This is a genomic window from Thioclava marina (genome assembly GCF_002020135.1).
GTDB classification, from domain to species: Bacteria; Pseudomonadota; Alphaproteobacteria; order Rhodobacterales; family Rhodobacteraceae; genus Thioclava; species Thioclava marina.
Genome location: NZ_MPZS01000002.1, coordinates 17,287 through 37,932 on the forward strand (window position 1 = coordinate 17,287; position 20,646 = coordinate 37,932).

General features: G+C 64.0%; 18 protein-coding genes and 1 tRNA gene. 8 read left to right on the forward strand and 11 right to left on the reverse strand.

The window, feature by feature from the left end; genetic code table 11:
- Positions 1-7 precede the first annotated feature (7 nt).
- From ihfA to BMG00_RS10320, 4 genes are all read left to right on the forward strand, one after another.
- Positions 8-307 (forward strand): integration host factor subunit alpha, encoded by a 300-nt coding sequence (gene ihfA, locus BMG00_RS10305; RefSeq protein ID WP_038079475.1) that lies wholly within the window; start codon positions 8-10, stop codon positions 305-307.
- Positions 308-345: 38 nt separating this feature from the next.
- Positions 346-1,179, forward strand: coding sequence for a MerR family transcriptional regulator (locus BMG00_RS10310; protein WP_078574299.1), 834 nt, complete (start codon positions 346-348; stop codon positions 1,177-1,179).
- An 86-nt stretch (positions 1,180-1,265) separates the two neighbouring features.
- Positions 1,266-1,343: transfer RNA gene (locus tag BMG00_RS10315), tRNA-Pro, on the forward strand.
- Positions 1,344-1,404: 61 nt separating this feature from the next.
- Positions 1,405-2,487, forward strand: a complete 1,083-nt coding sequence (locus BMG00_RS10320) for a 2'-deoxycytidine 5'-triphosphate deaminase (protein WP_078574300.1) — start codon at positions 1,405-1,407, stop codon at positions 2,485-2,487.
- 66 nt (positions 2,488-2,553) lie between these two features.
- Here the strand turns inward: BMG00_RS10320 and BMG00_RS10325 are convergent, their stop codons facing one another.
- Entirely contained in the window at positions 2,554-3,723 is a 1,170-nt protein-coding gene (locus tag BMG00_RS10325; RefSeq protein ID WP_078574301.1) for an FAD-dependent monooxygenase, read from the reverse strand.
- A gap of 116 nt (positions 3,724-3,839) precedes the next feature.
- Positions 3,840-4,262, reverse strand: coding sequence for an RNA polymerase-binding protein DksA (gene dksA, locus BMG00_RS10330; RefSeq protein WP_038079468.1), 423 nt, complete (start codon positions 4,260-4,262; stop codon positions 3,840-3,842).
- Positions 4,263-4,496: 234 nt separating this feature from the next.
- On the opposite strand from dksA, the gene BMG00_RS10335 reads away from it, so the two are divergent.
- Positions 4,497-5,339, forward strand: a complete 843-nt coding sequence (locus tag BMG00_RS10335) for an AAA family ATPase (RefSeq protein WP_078574302.1) — start codon at positions 4,497-4,499, stop codon at positions 5,337-5,339.
- Between the two features lie 105 nt (positions 5,340-5,444).
- On the opposite strand, the gene BMG00_RS10340 is transcribed toward BMG00_RS10335, so the two are convergent.
- The 9 genes from BMG00_RS10340 to BMG00_RS10380 all read right to left on the reverse strand — a co-directional run bounded on the left by BMG00_RS10340 (position 5,445) and on the right by BMG00_RS10380 (position 15,315).
- The gene (locus tag BMG00_RS10340) at positions 5,445-6,866 is read right to left on the reverse strand and encodes a phenylacetate--CoA ligase family protein (protein ID WP_245795013.1); all 1,422 of its coding nucleotides are present in this window, start codon (positions 6,864-6,866) and stop codon (positions 5,445-5,447) included.
- A gap of 205 nt (positions 6,867-7,071) precedes the next feature.
- Positions 7,072-7,278 carry a hypothetical protein gene (locus BMG00_RS10345; RefSeq protein ID WP_245795014.1) on the reverse strand — a complete coding sequence of 69 codons (207 nt, stop codon included), beginning with the start codon at positions 7,276-7,278 and terminating at the stop codon, positions 7,072-7,074.
- 14 nt (positions 7,279-7,292) lie between these two features.
- Positions 7,293-7,949, reverse strand: a complete 657-nt coding sequence (gene scpB, locus BMG00_RS10350) for an SMC-Scp complex subunit ScpB (RefSeq protein WP_211274125.1) — start codon at positions 7,947-7,949, stop codon at positions 7,293-7,295.
- Positions 7,946-8,728 (reverse strand): segregation and condensation protein A, encoded by a 783-nt coding sequence (locus BMG00_RS10355; RefSeq protein ID WP_078529685.1) that lies wholly within the window; start codon positions 8,726-8,728, stop codon positions 7,946-7,948. The genes scpB and BMG00_RS10355 overlap by 4 nt, the downstream gene beginning before the upstream one ends.
- Entirely contained in the window at positions 8,721-9,722 is a 1,002-nt protein-coding gene (locus BMG00_RS10360; protein WP_078574303.1) for a glycoside hydrolase family 3 N-terminal domain-containing protein, read from the reverse strand. The genes BMG00_RS10355 and BMG00_RS10360 overlap by 8 nt, the downstream gene beginning before the upstream one ends.
- Positions 9,722-10,768: an SPOR domain-containing protein gene (locus BMG00_RS10365; RefSeq protein WP_078574304.1), complete on the reverse strand. Its 1,047-nt coding sequence runs from the start codon at positions 10,766-10,768 to the stop codon at positions 9,722-9,724. The genes BMG00_RS10360 and BMG00_RS10365 overlap by 1 nt, the downstream gene beginning before the upstream one ends.
- A gap of 72 nt (positions 10,769-10,840) precedes the next feature.
- A complete protein-coding gene (gene argS, locus BMG00_RS10370) occupies positions 10,841-12,586 on the reverse strand; it encodes an arginine--tRNA ligase (protein ID WP_078574305.1) in 1,746 nt (581 codons plus the stop codon).
- A 144-nt stretch (positions 12,587-12,730) separates the two neighbouring features.
- The gene (locus tag BMG00_RS10375) at positions 12,731-13,153 is read right to left on the reverse strand and encodes a GlcG/HbpS family heme-binding protein (RefSeq protein ID WP_078529693.1); all 423 of its coding nucleotides are present in this window, start codon (positions 13,151-13,153) and stop codon (positions 12,731-12,733) included.
- A complete protein-coding gene (locus tag BMG00_RS10380) occupies positions 13,150-15,315 on the reverse strand; it encodes a malate synthase G (protein ID WP_078574306.1) in 2,166 nt (721 codons plus the stop codon). The genes BMG00_RS10375 and BMG00_RS10380 overlap by 4 nt, the downstream gene beginning before the upstream one ends.
- A gap of 417 nt (positions 15,316-15,732) precedes the next feature.
- Between BMG00_RS10380 and pepN the strand changes: the two genes are divergently transcribed.
- The 3 genes from pepN to gatB all read left to right on the forward strand — a co-directional run bounded on the left by pepN (position 15,733) and on the right by gatB (position 20,524).
- Positions 15,733-18,303, forward strand: a complete 2,571-nt coding sequence (gene pepN, locus BMG00_RS10385; RefSeq protein WP_078574307.1) for an aminopeptidase N — start codon at positions 15,733-15,735, stop codon at positions 18,301-18,303.
- Positions 18,304-18,506: 203 nt separating this feature from the next.
- Positions 18,507-18,920 carry a hypothetical protein gene (locus BMG00_RS10390; protein ID WP_078529696.1) on the forward strand — a complete coding sequence of 138 codons (414 nt, stop codon included), beginning with the start codon at positions 18,507-18,509 and terminating at the stop codon, positions 18,918-18,920.
- 86 nt (positions 18,921-19,006) lie between these two features.
- Complete coding sequence (gatB, locus tag BMG00_RS10395; RefSeq protein WP_078574308.1) at positions 19,007-20,524, forward strand: Asp-tRNA(Asn)/Glu-tRNA(Gln) amidotransferase subunit GatB; 1,518 nt, start codon at positions 19,007-19,009, stop codon at positions 20,522-20,524.
- Positions 20,525-20,646: the final 122 nt, after the last annotated feature.

The following is a 20,646-nucleotide window of genomic DNA, read 5'->3' on the forward strand; positions in this document are numbered from 1 at the left end:
GGATACGATGTCGAAAACGCTTACGCGCATGGACCTGAGCGAAGCCGTCTTCCGTGAGGTGGGCCTGTCGCGCAATGAATCCGCCCAGCTCGTCGAGAGCGTACTGCAACACATGTCCGACGCGCTGGTGCGTGGCGAGACGGTGAAGATCAGCTCTTTCGGCACCTTCTCGGTGCGCGAGAAAGCCTCGCGCATGGGCCGCAATCCGAAAACCGGGGAAGAGGTTCCGATCTCGCCTCGCCGTGTGCTGTCCTTCCGCCCCTCGCACCTGATGAAGGATCGCGTCGCGGCCGGAAACGCGAAGTGACCGCGTATAGTGACCACGCGAAATAACGAGGCGCAGTGATGGGCAAATCCGCCGACGCGTTCCGGACGATCTCGGAAGTCGCCGAACTGCTCGACACCCCGACCCATGTTCTGCGTTTCTGGGAAAGCAAATTCCCCCAACTCAAACCCGTGAAGCGGGCCGGTGGCAGGCGTTACTATCGCCCCGGCGACGTGGCTCTTCTGGGCGGGATCAAGCATCTGCTCCATGAAGAGGGCATGACGATCCGCTCGGTGCAGAAGATGCTGCGCGAAGAAGGCATCCGCGAAGTCTCCGCCCAATCGACCGTGGTTCTTGACGACGAGAGCGCCGAAGCGCCCGCCAAAGCCGAACCGAAAGCACCGGCGCCGCAAGTATCGGCAGCTGTCGAGGCAACGCCCGTCGCGCCAATCGCCGAGGCTAAGCCGGTCGAGCCCGCCCCACCGGCATCCGCGCCCGAGACCGAGGCAGAGCCCGAAACACAGCCCGAGGTCGCGCTGGCCGCCCCCGAGGCGCCCTCCGTGCCGTCCAGCTCGGTCACGCCTTTCCCCCGTCCAACCGCTCCCGCGCAGCGCTCCTTCTTTGATGCGCCCGAGTCCGAGGTCGAAGAAGCCCCGATCGCGCTCGATGTGGAACCCGAGCCCGAGCCTCCCGCCCCGATCGTTTCGATGACGATCGAGCGCAAGCAAGAGCCGGTCGAGCCCAAGGACCGACCCTCGCTCGCGCGCCTCCTCCACAATCTGCGCCAACTCGATCCGGAGCGTTTGAGCCCGGCCGATCGCGGTGATCTGAGGATGCTTCGTCTGCGCGCCAAAGCCCTCCAGATCCGCCTCGCCCAGACGGCTTACCCAGACGCCGAAATCCGTCCGGACTGACGGGTCGGGGAACGTGACGGGCCAGATGAAATTTCTTCGCTTATCCGCTTGCACCCGGACGCGGCTTCGCTCTATATGCCCCTCGTCGGGCCGTGGCGCAGCCTGGTTAGCGCGTCCGTCTGGGGGGCGGAAGGTCGCGAGTTCGAATCTCGCCGGCCCGACCATCACGACAAACGCCCACCTCTTCGCAGGGGTGGGCGTTCGTGTATCCGCAGGAGGGATCGGATGACCATCGGCGTTCTGCCCGACACGATGCTGCAAGAGATGATTGCGCGCGGCGAGATCGCCGCAGAGCCCGCGATCGTTCCCGAACAGATCCAGCCAGCAAGCCTCGATCTGCGACTGGGGCGCGTGGCCTATCGCCTGCGCGCCTCCTTCCTCGCCGGCAAGGGACGCCGGGTGGAAGACCGACTCGATGATTTCGAGATGCATCGCATGGCGGTGACCGAAGACGGTGTCGTGCTCGAAAAGGGCTGCGTCTATCTTGTTCCGTTGATGGAGAGCCTGTCTCTGCCCGAAGGCATCACAGCAGTCGCCAATGCGAAGAGCTCGACCGGGCGGCTTGATCTGCTGACCCGCCTGATCACCGATGAGGGCACCGAGTTTGACCGTATCCCCGAGGGGTATCAGGGCCCGCTCTATGCCGAGATCTGCCCGCGCAGCTTCTCGGTCCTCGTGCGGCCGGGCATGCGGCTCAATCAGATCCGCTTCCGCGCTGGTCAGGCGGTACTCACGGATCCCGAGCTGAAGATCCTGCACCAGCAGGAGCCGCTCGTCGACGGCGAGGCGGTGATCGATGAAGGCCTTGGCTTCTCGGTCGATCTGCGCCCCGCCGAGGGCGATCTGGTAGGCTACCGTGCCAAGCCCCATACAGGCGTGATCGATCTCGACCGGATCGCGCATTACCCGGCTTCGGATTTCTGGGAAGAGGTTCGTTCCGACGAGGGCCGGATCATCCTCGACCCCGGCGCGTTCTACATCCTCGTCAGCCGCGAGGCCGTGACGATCCCGCCCGATCATGCCGCCGAGATGGCACCCTATCTTGCGATGGTGGGTGAGTTCCGCGTCCATTACGCGGGCTTCTTCGACCCGGGTTTCGGCCATGGCGCGGCTGGCGGCGCGGGCTCGCGTGGTGTGCTGGAAGTGCGCTGCCACGAAGCGCCCTTCGCGCTCGAACATGGGCAGGTCGTGGGGCGTCTGGTCTATGAGCGCATGGCCGAAGAGCCCAAACAGCTCTACGGCAAGGGCATTGCCTCGAATTACCAGGGTCAGGGGCTCAAACTCGCCAAGCATTTCCGGATGGGCTGAGCCTGGAAGGCGCGTCCTTCCAGCGAAAAGACGTACCGCGCCGAGGGTCGAACGAAGACGCTCGCCCTACTCCGCCCGAGTCACATCGTGCCCATAGATCCAGTCGAACCGCCCGACAAGCCGCTCGGGCGCGAAGCGCGAAGCGGCGCGCAACGCGAGATGGCCCAGCGTGCGCGGGGCCCCCGAGAGGTGATAGTTGCGCGCGTTCTTCGTGGCCGCATCGACGATCTTCTCGCAGCGATCGCGTCGCGCCTGCTGATAGGCCGCGAACGCCACCTCATCCTGCTCGTGATGGGCCAGCGCCTCGGCCAGAACCCAGGCATCTTCCATCGCCATTACCGCGCCTTGCGCAAGGAAAGGCAAAGTCGGATGGGCCGCATCACCGAGGATCGCCGCTTTCGGTCCGAACCAGTGCTCGGCCACGGGGTGACGGAACAGCCCCCAGAGATACACTTTCTCGACCTGCGCGAGCCAATTCTGAACCGTCGGGCAGAACCCTGCAAAGGCGGTACGCAGGTTGATCGGGTCATCCTCGAGATTCCAGCTTTCCTCGACCCAGCGATGGCGCTCCTCGACGGCCACGATATTGCGCAGGCCTCCCCCCAGCGGATAGCTCACCAGATGCCGCCCCGCCCCCATGAAAACCTGCGCCACCTTGGGTTCGTCATCCGAGCAAGGGATCAGCGCGCGCCAGGCGACCTGATGGGTAAAGAAGGGCGCGACCCGGCCGTTGAGCGCCTGACGCACCTTCGAATGCAGCCCATCGGCGCCGATCAGCAGATCAGTCCGGATCTCGGTGCCTTGCCGCGTCACCAGCCGCGGCGCCTCACCTGCGAGGTCGACCTCCTCGATCTGCTGAAGCAGACGGATATGCACGCCCGCATCGCGCGCGCCCTCGGCCAGCAGGTCAATCAGCCGCGCGCGGTGGATGAAGTGGTAGCCCTCGCCCGGACGCAGCCGCGCCAGATCGAGCCGCGCCACCTGGCTGCCGGTCTCGCCATCGACAAGGCGCACCGCTTCGGCACAGGGTCCCGCCGCGTCCAGCGCTTCGGCCAGTCCCAGCGCCTTGAGAACACGCGCGCCATTGGGCGAGACCTGTAGCCCCGCGCCAACCTCGCGGATCGCGTCGGCCTGTTCGAGAACCTCGACCTCTGCGCCTCGCATCGCCAGAGCCCGTGCCACTGTCAGCCCCGCGATACCCGCGCCCAGCACCGTCACCTTGCGCCCGATCAGCATGGCCCCTCCTTCAAACGAGAACACCGGCACCTTCGCGGCACCGGTGTGAAAATTCCTTGAGCGAAATCAACTCTGCGCGCCGCGGCGCAAAGGATCGGCTGGCGTGCTTCGCGCGATCAGTCGTCGCGATGCACACGCTCGCGGCGCTCGTGCTTTTCCTGTGCTTCGAGCGTCATCGTGGCGATCGGACGGGCATCGAGGCGCTTGAGCGAGATCGGCTCTCCGGTCTTCTCGCAATAGCCGTATTCGCCATTGTCGATGCGGCGCAGCGCGGCGTCGATCTTCGAGACCAGTTTGCGCTGACGATCACGGGTGCGCAGCTCGAGCGCGCGATCGGTCTCTTCGGATGCACGGTCGGCGATGTCGGGCACGTTGCGCGCCGATTCCGCGAGGCCTTCGAGCGTTTCAGCGGACTGTTCGAGAAGCTCGGATTTCCAGGCCAGCAGCTTGCGGCGGAAATATTCCAGCTGTCGATCATTCATGAAGGGTTCATCTTCGGCCGGACGATAGTCATCCGGAAGGAAAACCTCTGCTTTCATAGCTGCCCTCTCTGCCGTGCCGGGCGTCTCACTGTGATCAAAATTCGCCATCGGACACTCCTCGGGCGCTCACTTACCGCATGACGCCTAGGTTGTCACGCCTCGTTTCACCGCTTGGGGTTGTTTGCGCGTTCAAATCCTACGCTGCGCTTGCGGCAGGAATGGGGCGCGGCTAGTTTGCACCCGATCTGCGCAACATCCTTGCGCGCCCCCTGCCAGCCGGAGCCTGACACCGTGCAATTCCAATCGACCGATTCCTACGTTGCCCCGCCCGATCTGACAGTGGCGGTGAATGCCGCCGTAGCGCTCGAACGCCCGCTTCTGGTGAAGGGCGAGCCCGGCACCGGCAAAACGGAACTGGCACGGCAGGTGGCGGCAAGCCTGGGGATGGAAATGGTCGAGTGGAACATCAAATCCACCACCAAGGCGCAGCAGGGGCTGTATGAATATGATGCTGTCAGCCGACTGCGCGACAGCCAGCTGGGCGACGAACGCGTCAATGACGTGAAGAACTACATCCGCAAGGGCAAGCTCTGGCAGGCTTTCGAAGCGGGGCAGAAGGTCGTGCTCTTGATCGACGAGATCGACAAGGCCGATATCGAGTTCCCGAACGACCTTTTGCAGGAACTCGACAAGATGGAGTTCCATGTCTACGAGACCGGCGAAACGATCCGCGCAGCCCACCGCCCCGTCGTCATCATCACCTCGAATAACGAGAAGGAACTGCCCGACGCCTTCCTGCGCCGCTGCTTCTTCCACTACATCCGCTTCCCGGACGCGGAGGTGATGCGCCAGATCGTCGCCGTCCACTTCCCCTACATCAAGGACCGCCTGCTGACCGAGGCGCTGAGCCAGTTCTACGAGATCCGCGAGACGCCGGGCCTGAAGAAGAAGCCCTCGACGAGCGAGGTGCTCGACTGGCTGAAACTGCTGCTGGCCGAAGATCTGAACCCCGAGGACCTGAAACGCGAAGGCGCCAACCTGCTGCCGAAACTGCACGGGGCGCTGCTGAAGAACGAGCAGGACGTGCACCTGTTCGAACGGCTGGCGTTCATGGCGCGGCGGCAGGGGCGGTAGGCCGGATTGAGCGCTAATCACCTATCGTGAGCGCTGCGGCAGAGGGCGGCTTCGTGACGGGGCCGAAGGTTCCCAGGTGAACGGAATTGTAGCTCGCTCATATCATCACTCGGTCGCGGGCAGACGGCTAACCGATCGTGTCACATTTCGTGCGTCGGTGCTTCGCAGAGGCACCACTTCGTGGAATTTGCCACTCGCTGTGAATTCGGGAAGCTTCTTGCTTGCGCGCACTGTGACGTCCACTAGCCCGTTGTCGCGAAACACGCGTTTCACCGCCTCGATGACCTCGGGAAAGGCATCTTCCGCTTTCGCCCCATCGGTCGGTTCTATCCGCAGCTCGAATTGCCTGCCGCCGGTCTGGACCAATTGGACGCGCCGCGCGCTTTCGTGTTCCAGATCGAAGACGAGCGGCGACAGCGTGACGTCGCCTACATGAACCAGCGTCGCCTGGCGTCCTACCACCTGAAAACTTCGAAACGGTGACCCGCAGGGGCAACGGTCCGTGTGGTAACGAACGCAATCTCCAAGGTCGTATCGGATGAAGGGCTGAACCTCGTTGGCGAGCACCGTCAGCAACACGGTCGCCGACAATGTGCCATCGGGAACAGGTCGCATCGCCTCGTCGACCGCTTCGAGGATGACCCAGTCCTCGTTTACATGCTTGCGTCCGTGGCTGCATTCGAACGAAAGCACCAAACATTCGGTGCAGCCATAGGGGTCGGCAATGCCGTATTTAAGTGAGGGGAAGGCCTGCAGGACCCGTTCACGAAGTTCATCCGTGAGGGTTTCGCCCCCGCAGCTGAAAAGCGCAGGCTCGATCTGCAGGCGCCCGGCCTCCTTTTCCTTGACGAGGATAGTCAACATACTGGGATAGGTCACGATCCAAGCGACGTTCGCGATCGCGTTGAGCTTGTCAACGAGCTGATCGATCGGCTGCTCGGCCTCGATGAAGGTCACGCCGAGCCCCCTCGCCAATGTCGGGCTCAGCCGTTGTACCAGTTTGTTAAACCCGTTTCCGGCGAAGTGGCCGTTCCCGCCAGTGATAGTCACCCTCGCGCCGCGCTTGCGAAGGTCCCGCATAAGCTTCCAATGATACCGCTCGAAACGCGCCAGCATGATACCATAGGCATATTCCAGGAACGATGAAGACAACACGATGACCGCCGGCTCGCCCGACGTTCCAGAGGTTTGGAAAACTGCGAAGTCGTCGATGGGCACGCCAACCTTGGAGATATCGCGGAGATGTTCGCGCACCCTCTCGAGGGGAAGAGACCGGATCGTCAGCCAGTCGCCAAAGTCTCGCATGAGATCCGGTTTGCAGGTCACCGGCAAGTCGCTCAGCTCGACCTCGGCCGATGGCGGAACATCCGCATAAAGACGTTGAAACAACGGCGAGTCGCGTCGTGCCTTTTCCACCAAGCGCTGCAGATTGCGGCGTTGTCTGGCCCCGATTCTCTTCCGTCCGCCCCAGACGGTCCAGAGCCCGCCGGCGAAGTATTCGAATGCTTTGAGAAGGCTGAAACGCATGTCTTCTGGCCATGCCCGTTCTGAGTGTCCGGCTCGGAAAATCCATCAATTGAAGCTTACAGCAAGGAGCACCGCATCAATTGATTAGTGTCAATTCGCGTGACCACGCGGGGCTATGGGCATGCCGTGAGCCGTGTGAAGCGGACATATAAGTAACTACATAGAACGTCAGCTTCGTCCGCGAAACCGTCCCGCCGTCGCCCCCTCACAACTTCCGCGTAATCCGTGCAGCCTTTCGCGCCCGCTTTACCGCCTCGCGGGTGGTCTGCTGGGCCTTGCGCTCCTCGGGGGTCATCTCTTGCGGTGACTTGCCCCGCTTTGACGCCATACCGACGCCCTTGTTGATCCCCCAGTTGATCCCGCGACGGACCAGCATGCGGATGATCATGTTGATGATCTGGTTGAGGTTCATGGGAGAAGCCGCTTTCAATCCTCGAAAAGTTCGGACTGGCCGGTTTGCGCCTCGTCCTCGTCGTCTTCGTCCGAGCTTGCACCGGGAAGGGGGCGCGAGTCCAGTAACCCTGCCGCGCGCAGCTCCTTGAGGCCCGGCAGGTCGCGGGCGCTCTCGAGGCTGAAATGATCCAGAAAACCTTGGGTGACGACGAAAGTCACGGGGCGGCCCGGGGTCATGCGGCGGCGGCCGAAACGGATCCATTCCATCTCGAGGAGCTGGTCGATCGTGCCGCGCGAGACGGCGACGCCGCGGATTTCCTCGATCTCGGCGCGGGTGACGGGCTGGTGATAGGCGATGATGGCGAGCGTCTCGATCGCGGCGCGGGAAAGTTTGCGCTCCTCGACCGTTTCCTTCTGCATCAGGAAGGCCAGATCGGGGGCTGTGCGCACGGCCCAGGCCTCGCCCACTTTCACCACGCGCACGCCGCGCCCCTCGTAGCGCTTGCGCAGATGCACCAGCGCCTCGGCCGGGTCACAGCCATGCGGCATGCGCTCTTCCATCTCGCGGATCGTCACCGGCTCGGCGGAGGCAAACAGGATCGCCTCGACCATCCGTTCCTGCTCCGCGATGGGCGGGGCCGCGAACAGCGTCTGTTCTTTTTCGTCGGTCACTTCCGGCTCGTCGCTCATGTCTTCTTCCGGATCGAAATGGGTTGGAACGTATCGCTCTGGCGGATCTCGATCTGGCCTTGCTTGGCCATCTCCAGAGAGGCCGCGAAGGTCGCGGCGGTGGCCGAGCGGCGGCGCTTGGGATCAGAGGCCCAGCCATCGGGCAGGAAGGTCGTCAGTTCCGACCAGTCGCCCGCAAAGCCGATCAGCCCGCGCATCCGGTCGAGCGCCTCTTCCATGGTGAAGACGTTGGTGCGATCAAAGGCATAGGGACGGAACTCGTCGCGGGTGCGGATGCGGGCGTAGGCCTGCATCAGCTCCATCAACGAGGCTGTATAGGTGATCTTGCGCACCCGCGCGACTTCCTCGGAGACGCCGCGCACGAAAGTATCGCGGCCCAGCCGGTCGCGCGCCATCAGCTGCGCTGCGCTCTCGCGCATCGCCTGCAGACGTTCGAGCTGGAAAGCCAGATGGGCGGCCATGTCCTCGGCGCTCGGCCCCTCGGCTTCTGGATCGGGCGGCAGCAAAAGGCGCGACTTCAGGAAGGCAAGCCAGGCCGCCATGACGAGATAATCGGCGGCAAGCTCGATCCTGAGCGCCTTGGCGCGCTCCACGAAGGCCAGATATTGCTCGGCCAGTTGCAGCACCGAGATCTTGCGCAGATCCACCTTCTGCGTGCGCGACAGCGTCAGCAACAGATCGAGCGGCCCCTCGAACCCGTCGACATCGACGATCAGCGCCTCGGCCTGAAGCCGATCCGCCACCGATTGGGTCTGAAACAGGTTTTCGGGTTCAGCCATGCGCCCTGCCGCTCAACAATGCCTCAAGTTCGGCATCGAGCGCGGCCATGTCAACAGACTCGGGCGGTTGGCGGCGGTCGAGGGCGGCCTCTCCCCGCGCGATCGCCTGATCGCTCATCACCGGCGCGGCGAGCGCAACCTCTTCCATCGCGGGCATGTCGCCCTTGCAATGCAGCACCAGATCGCAACCTGCGGCGAGCGCGGCGGCCGCGCGGGTGCCGAAGCCGCCCGCAAGCGCCTCCATGCCGATATCGTCGCTCATCAGCAGGCCACCAAAGCCGATCTCCTCGCGGATCATCGCGATGACCTTCGCGCTTTGCGTCGCGGGCGCATCATCAAGCGCGGTAAAGCGGATATGCGCGGTCATGCCCAGCGGCAGATCGGAGAGCGCCTTGAAGGGCGCGAAATCACTTGCGGTCAGATCGGCCTTGGACGCCTCGACGACCGGCAGATCCTTGTGGCTGTCGGCCACCGCACGCCCGTGGCCGGGAATGTGCTTGATCACCGGCAGCACGCCGCCCGCCAGCAGCCCTTCCGCGGTGGCGCGGGCATTGGCGATCACGCTGGCCGTATCCTGGCCCAGGCAACGGTTTTGCAGGAAGGGATGGGTCAGAGGCCCGGCGATATCGCAGGTGGGCGCGCAATTGGTGTCGATACCCACGGCGCGCAACTCTTCGGCCATGATCCGCGAGCGCAGCCAGAAGGAACGCGACGCGCCCTCCCCTGCCCGCGCGGCCTGCTCCAGCGGCGGCGGCCATTCGCGCCAATGGGGGGCACGCATCCGCTGCACGCGCCCGCCCTCCTGATCGATCAGGATCGGCGCATCGCGCCCAACGGCGCCGCGCAAGGCATCAGTGAGGCGCGCGAGTTGTTCAGGCGTGTCGATATTGCGCGCGAAGAGGATGAAGCCCCAAGGGTCGGCCTCGCGGAAGAAATCGCGCTCGACTGCGGTAAGCTCCGGGCCCTCGCAGCCGAAGATCGCGGCGACGCCCATCAGCGCACCTGTGTCGGAATGCAGTTTTGCCGTTCGGCCAGAAGCGCGGCGCAGAACTGGCGCGCCTCGGTCACATCGTTAAACCCGGCGACCCGCAGACGGTAGAAATCGCGCCCGCCCGAACTCGCTTTCTGGATCACCCGCTTCTTGCCTGCCATCAGGGCATCGAACCGCGTCGCGATCCGATCCCATTCGCCTTTCGCGTCTTCGGCAGTGTCGAAGGCGCCGAGCTGCACGAGCCGCGTGCCCGACGAGAGCTGACCCGGATCGAGATCGACAACACCCGCCTCTGCCGCGTTGCCCGACATCTGCGAGGTCACGGCCCTCTCGAGCGCCGCCGCGAGAAGCGTGTCACGCATCGGCTTCACCATGGGGCGCGGCGAGCGGGCGACGCCGGGAACGGAAGCCGGGATCACACCGGTCACGTCCTCGGCAGCGGCTTCAGCCTCGGCGGCCACTTCATCGGGGCGGCTCTCGGGTTCGGCCGGGCTGAAGGCTGCGGGCTGAACGGGACTTTCGGCAGCGGCGATCTGGTCAGGATCGGCGTTGAGCACGGCGGGCGTGACCGCTGAGACAGCCGCGGCGACCGCGTCACCTCCAGCGGCGGTCTCGGGAGCGCCGTCGGCACCTTCCATCTCGCGCGCCAGCTCTCCCATCGGCAAATCTTCGTCAGTGAATCCTTCGGGCGCCGGCGCGAGCGTCACCTGATCGGGCGCGGGGGCTGCCTGCCCGGTGCCCGCGACATCGTTCACCGCCAATCCGGTGTGGCGCGCAAGCTCCCCGCCCGGATCCTCGGGCGCGATACGCGCAGGCCCATCCATCGCACGGATCACCGGAACGCCATTGAGATCGCGCATCGCGAGCTGGTAGCCCCAGACCACGAGCCCACCGAGCATCGCCACCGAGGTCAGCGCGCCCGCCACATTCACCCAGCGCGACATGGCCCGCGGCGCGGGTTCGGCTGCGGGCTCTTCGGGATGTGCGTAATGGGGCTGCGGGTATTCATACCCGTAACCCCCACCCTCGCGGTAGTCGTAGGTCGCCATGCTCGTCGCCTCGCCGCCGGTTATCCGGCCTTGTCCGGTTGCCCGGGAATTGCCTGTTCCCGGCGGCGTGCGTTAGCGCATCTCTTCAGCCGGGGTCACGCCAAGAATAGCAAGACCGGCGGAAATGACAACGGCGCAGGCCCGGGCAAGGGCGATTTTCGCCGCCGATGCGTCCTCGTCGCCCTCTTGCAGGAAGCGCAGCGACAGATCGTCATTGCCACGATTCCACAGGCTGTGCAGGTCCGAGGCCAGATCATAGAGGTAGAACGCGACCCGATGCGGCTCGTTCGCCCGCGCGGCGATTTCCACCAGACGCGGGAATTCCGCGATCTTCTTGACCAGCGTCAGCTCGGCCTCATGCCATTCACCCGAAAGCGAGACCGTGGCAAGACGCGCATCCGACATGTCCCAGCCCGCCTCGGCCGCCTTGCGCAGCACCGAACACACCCGCGCATGGGCGTATTGCACGTAGAAGACCGGGTTATCCTTGGATTGCTCCAGCACCTTGTCGAAGTCGAAATCGAGCGGCGCGTCGTTCTTGCGCGTGAGCATGTGGAAGCGCGTCACGCCCGCTCCGGCCTGCTCGACCACGTCTCGCAGCGTCACGAAGGTGCCCGCGCGCTTCGACATCTTGAAGGGCTCGCCGTTCTTGAAGAGCTTCACCAGCTGGATGAGCTTGATATCGAGCGTGACCTTGTTCTCCGAAAGCGCCGCGACGGCCGCTTTCATCCGCTTCACATAGCCACCGTGATCGGCACCGAAGACGTCGATCAGCAAATCGAAACCGCGCTCGATCTTGGTCCAGTGATAGGCGATATCAGGGGCGAAATAAGTCCAGCTGCCATCCGATTTCTTCACCGGACGATCCACGTCATCGCCATAGTCGGTCGATTTGAAGAGCGTCTGTTCGCGCTCTTCCCAATCTTCCGGCAGTTTGCCTTTGGGCGGCTCGAGCACGCCCTCATAGATCAGACCCAGATCTTCGAGCCGCTTGAGCGCCGCCTCGATCTGGCCGGTGCCATAGAGCGATTTCTCGGAATAGAAGACATCCATCTTCACACCGAGAAGCGCCAGATCCTCGCGGATCATGTCCATCATCTTCTCGGTCGCGAATTCACGCACATCCGAGAGCCAGTCCTCTTCGGGCTTGTCGAGCAGGCTCTCGCCATATTTGGCCTTCAGCGCCTCGCCCACCGGGATCAGGTAGTCGCCCGGATAAAGACCTTCGCGGATCTCCGGCTCGAGGCCGCAAGCCTCGCGGTAACGCTCATAGGCGGAGCGAGCCAGAACATCGACCTGCGCGCCGCCGTCGTTGATGTAATATTCGCGCGTGACGTCGTAGCCCGCGAAATCCAGCAGGCTCGCAAGCGCATCGCCGAACACCGCACCGCGCGTATGGCCGACATGCATCGGGCCGGTAGGGTTCGCCGAGACATATTCCACGTTGACCTTCACGCCGCGCCCCAGATCGGAGCGGCCGTAATCCGTGCCCGATGTCAGCACCGCTCGCGTCACATCCGCCCAGACCGACGGCACGAGCCGCAGGTTGATGAAGCCGGGGCCGGCCACATCGGCCGTCGAGATCCGCGCATCCTCACCCAGTTTCGTCGAGAGCGCCTCGGCGATGTCGCGCGGCTTCGCCTGCGCAGGCTTGGCCAGCACCATCGCGGCATTGGTCGCCATATCGCCATGCAGCGCATCGCGCGGCGGCTCCACCGCCACGTTCGCATAATCGAGCCCCGCGGGCAGCGTGCCCTCGGAAACCATCTGGTCGAGCGCCGCGATCACCGCGGCCCGGATATCGGAAAACAGGTTCATGATCTCTGGTCCTTGCTTGCGCCCTCCCCTGCCAGAGCCGAGCCACGGCGTCAATGGCGCGAGGGGGCGCTCGGGCATCAGCGCGACGCAAGAGGGGCGATCCGCAGATGCCGGACCGCCCCTCGAAAGCTGTGTCGGTTGAACTCAGGCCTCGCCCGAGAGCCCCGCCGCTGCGATCCCCGCGAGCGCCGCTTCGGCGTCGTTATCGGAGGAATCGCCCGTCACGCCCATCGCGCCGATAACGGCCCCCGAGGCGTCACGGATCAGCACGCCGCCCGGCACCGGGCAGGTCTGGCCGCCATAGATGCCGTTCACTGCGGCCATGAAATAGGCCTGAGCCTCGGCCCGCGCCATCTGCGCCTTGCCGCCCATGCCCAGCATCACCGCACCGTAGGCCTTGGCCCGCGCGACATCGAACCGACCCGGCGCCGCGCCGTCGCCGCGCGCGAAAGCCTGCATGTTGCCGCCCGCATCGAGCACCACCGCCGATAGCGGCTTCCAGCCCTCTTCGACGCCTTTTGCCAGCGCCACGTTAATCATCGTCTGCGCCTGTTCGAGCGTGATCATGCGCGTTCCTCCTTCACTTGGGCACGGCGCTGATGCAGCACCGGCTCGGTATAGCCCGAGGGCTGAACGGTCCCGAGGAAGCACAGGTCGCAAGCCGCCTGGAAGGCGAACCCGTCATAGCCCGGCGACATCGGAGTGTAATTGGGGTCGCCCTCGTTCTGGCGATCGACGACCGCGGCCATCTTGCGCAGCGCCTCCATGACCTGCGTTTCCGACACCACGCCATGTTCCAGCCAGTTCGCGATTGCCTGGCTGGAGATCCGGCAGGTCGCGCGGTCTTCCATCAGGCCGACGTCGTGGATGTCAGGCACCTTGGAACAACCCACACCCTGATCGACCCAGCGCACGACATAGCCGAGGATACCCTGCGCGTTGTTCTCGATCTCGTCGCGGATCTCCTCGTCGGAGTAGTTCTTGCCGGCGGCCAGCGGAATGGTCAGCAGATCGTCGAGCCGCGCGGGACGGTTCATCGCGGCGATCTCCTGCTGGCGGCGTTTCACGTCGACCTTGTGGTAATGCGTGGCGTGCAGCGTCGCCGCCGTCGGCGAGGGCACCCAGGCGCAGTTCGCGCCCGACAACGGGTGGCCGATCTTGGCCTCCAGCATGTCGGCCATCCGGTCGGGCATCGCCCACATCCCCTTGCCGATCTGGGCCTTGCCCGCGAGCCCGCATTTCAGGCCGATATCGACATTGCGATCCTCATAGGCCTCGATCCAAGGCTGGCCCTTCATCTCGCCCTTGCGCAGCATCGGACCGGCCTGCATCGAGGTGTGGATCTCGTCGCCGGTGCGGTCGAGGAAGCCCGTGTTGATGAAGGCGACGCGATGCTTGGCGGCGCGGATGCATTCCTTGAGGTTGGCCGAGGTGCGGCGCTCCTCGTCCATGATGCCGAGCTTCACGGTGTATTGCGGCAAGCCAAGCACGTCTTCGACCCGGTCGAAGATCTCGTTGGCGAAGGCCACTTCCTCGGGCCCGTGCATCTTCGGCTTCACGACATAGACCGAGCCGGTGACCGAGTTGCGCGGGCCTTCGGTCTTCTTCAGGTCATGCATCGCGCAGAGCGTGGTGACCATCGCGTCCAACAGCCCCTCGAACGCCTCTTCGCCATCGCGGGTGAGGATCGCGGGAGTGGTCATCAGGTGGCCGACATTGCGCACCAGCATCAGCGCCCGGCCCTTGAGCGTGATCGCCTCGCCGCCCGCGCCGGTGAACTGATAGTCGCCTTCCAGTTTCCGGGTGAATTTCTCGCCGCCTTTGCTCACGCTCTCGCGCAGGTCGCCCTTCATCAGACCAAGCCAGTTGCCATAGGCCAGAACCTTGTCCTCGGCATCGACGCAGGCGACCGAGTCCTCGCAATCCATGATCGAGCTGAGCGCGGCTTCCAGCATCACATCGGCGATGCCTGCGGCATCGGACTGACCGACCTCGGTGGCGGGGTTGATCTCGATGACGATATGAAGACCGTTATTTTCGAGCAGCACTTCCGACAGCGCGCCCTCTTCGTCGGTGTTGAAGCCCTTGAACTGGCCCGGATCCGCGAGCCCGGTCTCTCCGGCCGCGTTCTCCACGAAGAAGACGCCGTTTTCCACGCGCAGCGCAGTCACATCGGCCCAGCCGCCGCCGGCAAGCGGGGCGGCTTCGTCGAGGAACTGCTTGGCCCGTGCGATCACGCGATTGCCACGCTCGGGGTCATAGCCCTTGCCCTGCGGCAGGTCGCCCAGCGCATCGGTACCGTAGAGCGCATCGTAAAGGCTGCCCCAGCGTGCATTCGCGGCATTGAGCGCATAACGCGCATTGGTGATCGGAACCACGAGCTGCGGCCCGCAGACGGTGGCGAACTCGGGATCCGTCGGGGGCGTCTCGATCTCGAAATCGGGCCCTTCAGGCAGCAGATAGCCGATCTCGCTCAGGAACGCCTTGTAGGCGTCGAAATCGAAGCCTTCCGCACGGTGATGCGCGTGCCAGTCATCAAGCTTCGACTGGATTTCCTCGCGCTTGTCCAGAAGTGCGCGATTGCGCGGCCCCAGCTCGTGCAGCAGTTTCGACAGCCCTTCCCAGAAGGTCTCGGCTGCGACACCCGTGCCGGGCAGTGCCTGATCCTCGATGAAGGCTGCCAGTTCGACGGCCACCTTGAGACCGTTCCGCTCGACCCGTTGCGCCATGACTTCCTCCCTTGGCTGAGACGGGCACATAGTTGGGACGGTGGGAAGGGAATGTCCAGCGTTTTGCGGAAAAATTTCACCAAATCGGTAAAAACAAATGACCAATAGGGTCAAAAATGGTGCCCAAAAGCACAGAACCGCCGCTCCCCGCCCCCTGTTTCGCCGACGAGCGCCGGAAAGCCGATGTCATTTGACCAGTGGCGGCTTCTTGATCCCCACGACACGATCAGATCCGGCTCTTTCCCGCTTGTGAGTATTGCATCGCGGGAGGAGCAGCGGCATCCTGCCGCCAGTTTTCCAAGCCTTGTTTTGACCTCCCTTTTTCATCCGCATACCCATATTCAAGGCAAAAGGTTTGCCTTCCAGCCAAGCAGACACAGCTAACATGCCGAAAAGACACAGGAGTCCCGTTCGAGAATGACCGACGATGTGACCACGCAGGACACTGTCACCAAGCGCCTTGACGAGTATCGCCCCTTTCCTTTCGAGCTTGAAACAGTGCATCTCGATTTCCGGCTCGATCCGAAACGGACCGAAGTTCGTGCGCGGATGGCCTTCATCCCGAAGCAACCCGCAGCCTCGCTTCATCTTGATGGCGAAGAGCTCGAGCTCGTCTCGGTCGCCATCGATGGACGCAACTTGCTGCGAGACGAATACCGGGTCAGTGTCACAGGCCTGACGATCCACGCGGCGTCGCTGCCCGAACAGCCCTTCACGATCGAAACGGTCGTGCGCATCGTGCCCGAGGCGAACACCGCGCTCGAAGGGCTCTACATGTCGAACGGCATGTATTGCACCCAATGCGAGGCCGAGGGCTTCCGCAAGATCACCTATTATCCCGACCGCCCCGACGTGATGGCGAAGTTCCATGTCACGATCGCGGGTGACGCTCCCGTTCTTCTGTCGAATGGCGATCTTGTCACACAAAAACCCGGCTATGCCGAATGGTCCGATCCCTGGCCCAAACCCGCCTATCTCTTTGCCCTCGTCGCGGGCGACCTTGTCGCGCATTCTGGCACCTTCACCACGATGTCGGGCCGCGAGGTCGCGCTCAATATATGGGTGCGCAAGGGCGACGAGGACCGCTGCGACTTCGCGCTGGAGGCCCTGAAACGCTCGATGAAATGGGATGAAGAGGTCTATGGGCGCGAATACGACCTGGACATCTTCAACATCGTCGCCGTCGATGACTTCAACATGGGCGCGATGGAGAACAAGGGGTTGAACATTTTCAACTCCAAATGGGTCCTCGCCTCGCCCGAGACTGCGACCGATGCCGATTACGAGCGCATCGAGGGCATCATCGCGCATGAGTATTTCCACAACTGGACCGGCAACCGCATCACCTGCCGCGACTGGTTCCAGCTGTGCCTCAAGGAAGGACTGACCGTCTATCGCGACCAGTGTTTCACCCGCGACACGCGCCTCGGCCCGGTCAAGCGCATCGACGACGTGATCATGCTGCGCGCGCGCCAGTTCCGCGAAGATCGCGGCCCGCTGGCGCACCCGCCGCGCCCGGATCACTACAAGGAGATCAACAACTTCTACACCGCGACCGTCTACGAGAAAGGCGCGGAGATCGTGGGGATGTTGCGCACGCTGGTGGGCGAAGAGGGCTACCGCGCCGCGCTGGACCTGTATTTCGAGCGCCATGACGGGCAGGCCTGCACGATCGAGGATTGGCTGAAGGTGTTCGAGGACAGCTCGGGCCGTAACCTCAGCCAGTTCAAACGCTGGTACACCGATGCAGGCACTCCGGTGCTGCGCGTCAGCGACACCTATCACGACGGGGTCTACACGCTGCGCTTCGAGCAGGTGACCCAGCCCACACCCGGACAAGCTCAGAAGCCACCGCGCCATATTCCGATCACGGTTGGTCTCTTGACCCCCGACGGGCGCGAGCATGCGCCCTCGCAGGTTCTGGAGATGACCGAGGCCACGCAGGACTTCACCTTCGAGAACCTGCCGCAAAAGCCCGTCGCCTCGATCCTGCGCGGCTTTTCGGCCCCGGTCAGCCTTGAGCGCAACGTCGCGCCCGACGAGCTGGCCTTCCTGCTCGCCCATGACACCGACCCGTTCAACCGTTGGGAAGCGGGGCGGCAGCTGGCTCAGGACGCGCTGGTGGAAATGGCGCAGGGCAAGCCCGCGCAACCTGATTACGCGGTGGCCCTCGGCAAGCTGATCGCGGACGAGAGCGCCGAACCCGCCTTTCGTGCCCTTTGTCTGCAATTGCCCTCCGAGGACGGCATCGCGCAAACCCTGCATGATCGCGGGATCACCCCCGATCCGGATGCAATCCATGCTGCGCGCGAGGCGCTGGCGACCGGGCTTGCACAAACCCACCAGACCGCATTGGGCGACATCTATGACGCGATGGCGGTCCCCGGCCCTTATAGCCCCGATCCCCGCCCGGCGGGTCAGCGCGCACTCCGCCTTGCCGCGGCCGGACTTTTGAATCGGATCGACGGAGGGCAGCGCGCGCAGACGCTGTTCGAAAGCGCGACCAACATGACCGAAAGTCTCGGCGCGCTGAGCCTGCTCGTGCAGGCTGGCATCGATGACGGGGCGCTCTCGGCCTTCCGGGAGCGTTGGAAGGCGGATCGGCTGGTGATGGACAAATGGTTCATCACCCAGCTCGCCGCCTGCCCCCCCGAAATCGCGGTCGAGCGCGCCGAGGAACTCAGCGACGATCCGCTCTTCACGTGGAAGACCCCGAACCGATTCCGCGCGCTGATGGCGGGGCTTTCAGCCAACCATGCGGGCTTTCACCGCAAGGACGGGGCTGGGTATCGCTTCTACGCCGACTGGCTGATCCGGCTCGATCCGGTCAACCCGCAGGTGGCCGCGCGCATGTCCACCGCCTTCGAGACCTGGAAGCGCTACGATGCCGAGCGGCAGGCCCTGATGCGCAGCGAACTCGAGCGGATCAGCGCGAGCGACGGGTTGAGCCGCGACCTCTCGGAGATGACAACACGGCTTCTGGCGTGAGGCGTGATTCTCTTGGGAAAGGCGCGCGGGCCGAACGCGCGCCGTTTCGCGGCCTCACCCCCCGACAATGGCGAGGAATCCAGCCCGTTGTTACGGATGCGTGGACAGCGCCCGTTTTCGCCCCGATTTTGTCCCAGCCGCGCTAAAGCCTTGCCGGGTTCTGGAGCCAAAACCTTTTCCATTGACAACAATAAAGACCAAACATGGACGACATCCCTTTTGAGTATCGCAAGCAGGCTCGTCGCGCGGGAGGATACCTCGCGCTCGGCCTTGGTATGGGCTTGCTCTATTTCGCGGCGCAAATTGGTGCGCAAAACTGGATACACGCGCTGATCTGGACATTTCTGCTGATCACGCTCTGGCGCCTTCTGCGCAACCGCTCCGGCGCGCTGCGCATCACCCAGGCCCGAATGGAAGTGTTTCGCAACGGCCGGCAACTCGGCAGCTTCCCGCTTCGGCAGATCGCTGCGGCGCAGATCCGCAAACGTCGTTTCGGCGGGCTCGAATGCCTGATCTTCCTGTCGGATGGGCGCCACGCCTACCTGCCCCCCGAGGCGATCCCCTCGGCAGAGCGTCTCAGTGCGGAATTGAGCGCACGCGGCGTCGAGGTCAGCTAACTCCCGGTCGCGGCGGGAGCGCCCTCTTGCCCCCGCCCCGCCCCTGTCCTAGAAGGCGGATCAAGCCTATCAGACAGGATGCGGACATGCTCGACCATCTCGAATTCAAAGCCCCCGAACCCAAGGTGATCGCCGGCGCCAAGTCGGATTGGGAACTGGTGATCGGGCTCGAGGTGCACGCGCAGGTCTCCTCGAAGGCCAAGCTGTTCTCCGGCGCCTCGACCACGTTCGGCGCCGAGCCGAACTCGAACGTGGCCTTCGTCGATGCCGCGATGCCCGGAATGCTGCCCGTGATCAACGAGTTCTGCGTGGCGCAGGCGGTGCGCACGGGTATCGGCCTCAAGGCCGAGATCAACCTGACCTCCGCCTTCGACCGGAAGAACTATTTCTACCCGGATCTGCCGCAGGGCTACCAGATCTCGCAGCTCTATCACCCCATCGTGGGCGAGGGTGAGATCATCGTAGACATGGGCCCGGGCGTGGCGCGCAAGGTGCGCATCGAGCGTATCCACCTCGAGCAGGATGCGGGCAAGTCGATCCACGACATGGACCCGCACATGTCCTTCGTGGACCTCAACCGCACCGGCGTCGCGCTGATGGAAATCGTCTCGCGCCCCGACATCCGTGGCCCCGAAGAGGCGGCGGCCTATGTCGGCAAGCTGCGCCAGATCCTGCGCTACCTGGGCACCTGCGACGGCAACATGCAGAACGGCAACCTGCGCGCGGACGTGAACGTCTCGATCTGCCAGCCGGGCGCCTACGAGAAATACCAGGAGACCGGCGATTTCTCGCATCTGGGCACGCGCTGCGAGATCAAGAACATGAACTCGATGCGCTTCATCCAGCAAGCGATCGAATACGAGGCCCGTCGCCAGATCGCCATCGTGGAAGACGGCGGCGAAGTGGTGCAGGAAACCCGCCTCTACGATCCCGACAAGGGCGAGACGCGCTCGATGCGGTCGAAGGAAGAGGCGCATGATTACCGCTACTTCCCCTGCCCCGACCTGCTGCCGCTCGAAATCGAGCAGGCCTGGGTCGATGACATCGCCGCGACGATGCCCGAACTGCCCGACGAGAAGAAGGCGCGCTTCGTGACGGCGCTTGGCCTGTCGGAATACGACGCCTCGGTGCTGACCGCAGAGGTCGAGAACGCGGATTACTTCGAGGCCGTGGTGGCCGAGGCCGGTGACGGCAAGCTCGCCGCGAACTGGGTCATCAACGAGCTCTTCGGCCGCCTGAAAAAGGACGACCGCGCGATCACCGACAGCCCCGTGAACCCCGCTCAGCTCGGCGCGATCATCAAGCTGATCAAATCCGACAAGATCTCGGGCAAGATCGCCAAGGACCTTTTCGAGATCGTCTATACCGAAGGCGGCGACCCGGAGAAGATCGTGGAAGAGCGCGGCATGATCCAGGTCACCGATACCGGCGCGATCGAGGCCGCGGTGGACGAGGTGATCGCCGCAAACCCCGATCAGGTCGAGAAGGCCAAGGCCAACCCGAAGCTTGCGGGCTGGTTCGTAGGCCAGGTGATCAAGGCCTCGGGCGGCAAGGCCAACCCGAAAGCGGTCAACGAGATCGTGGCGAAAAAGCTGGGGCTGTAAGCCAACCGACATCCCGGATCAGGGCGCCTTCAGGCGCCCTTTTTCATGCGCCCCTACCGATGGGCGGAACCGCGCTTCAGGCTTGCCGCTTATCCTCCCGCGCCCTAGGGTCGCGAAAAGGT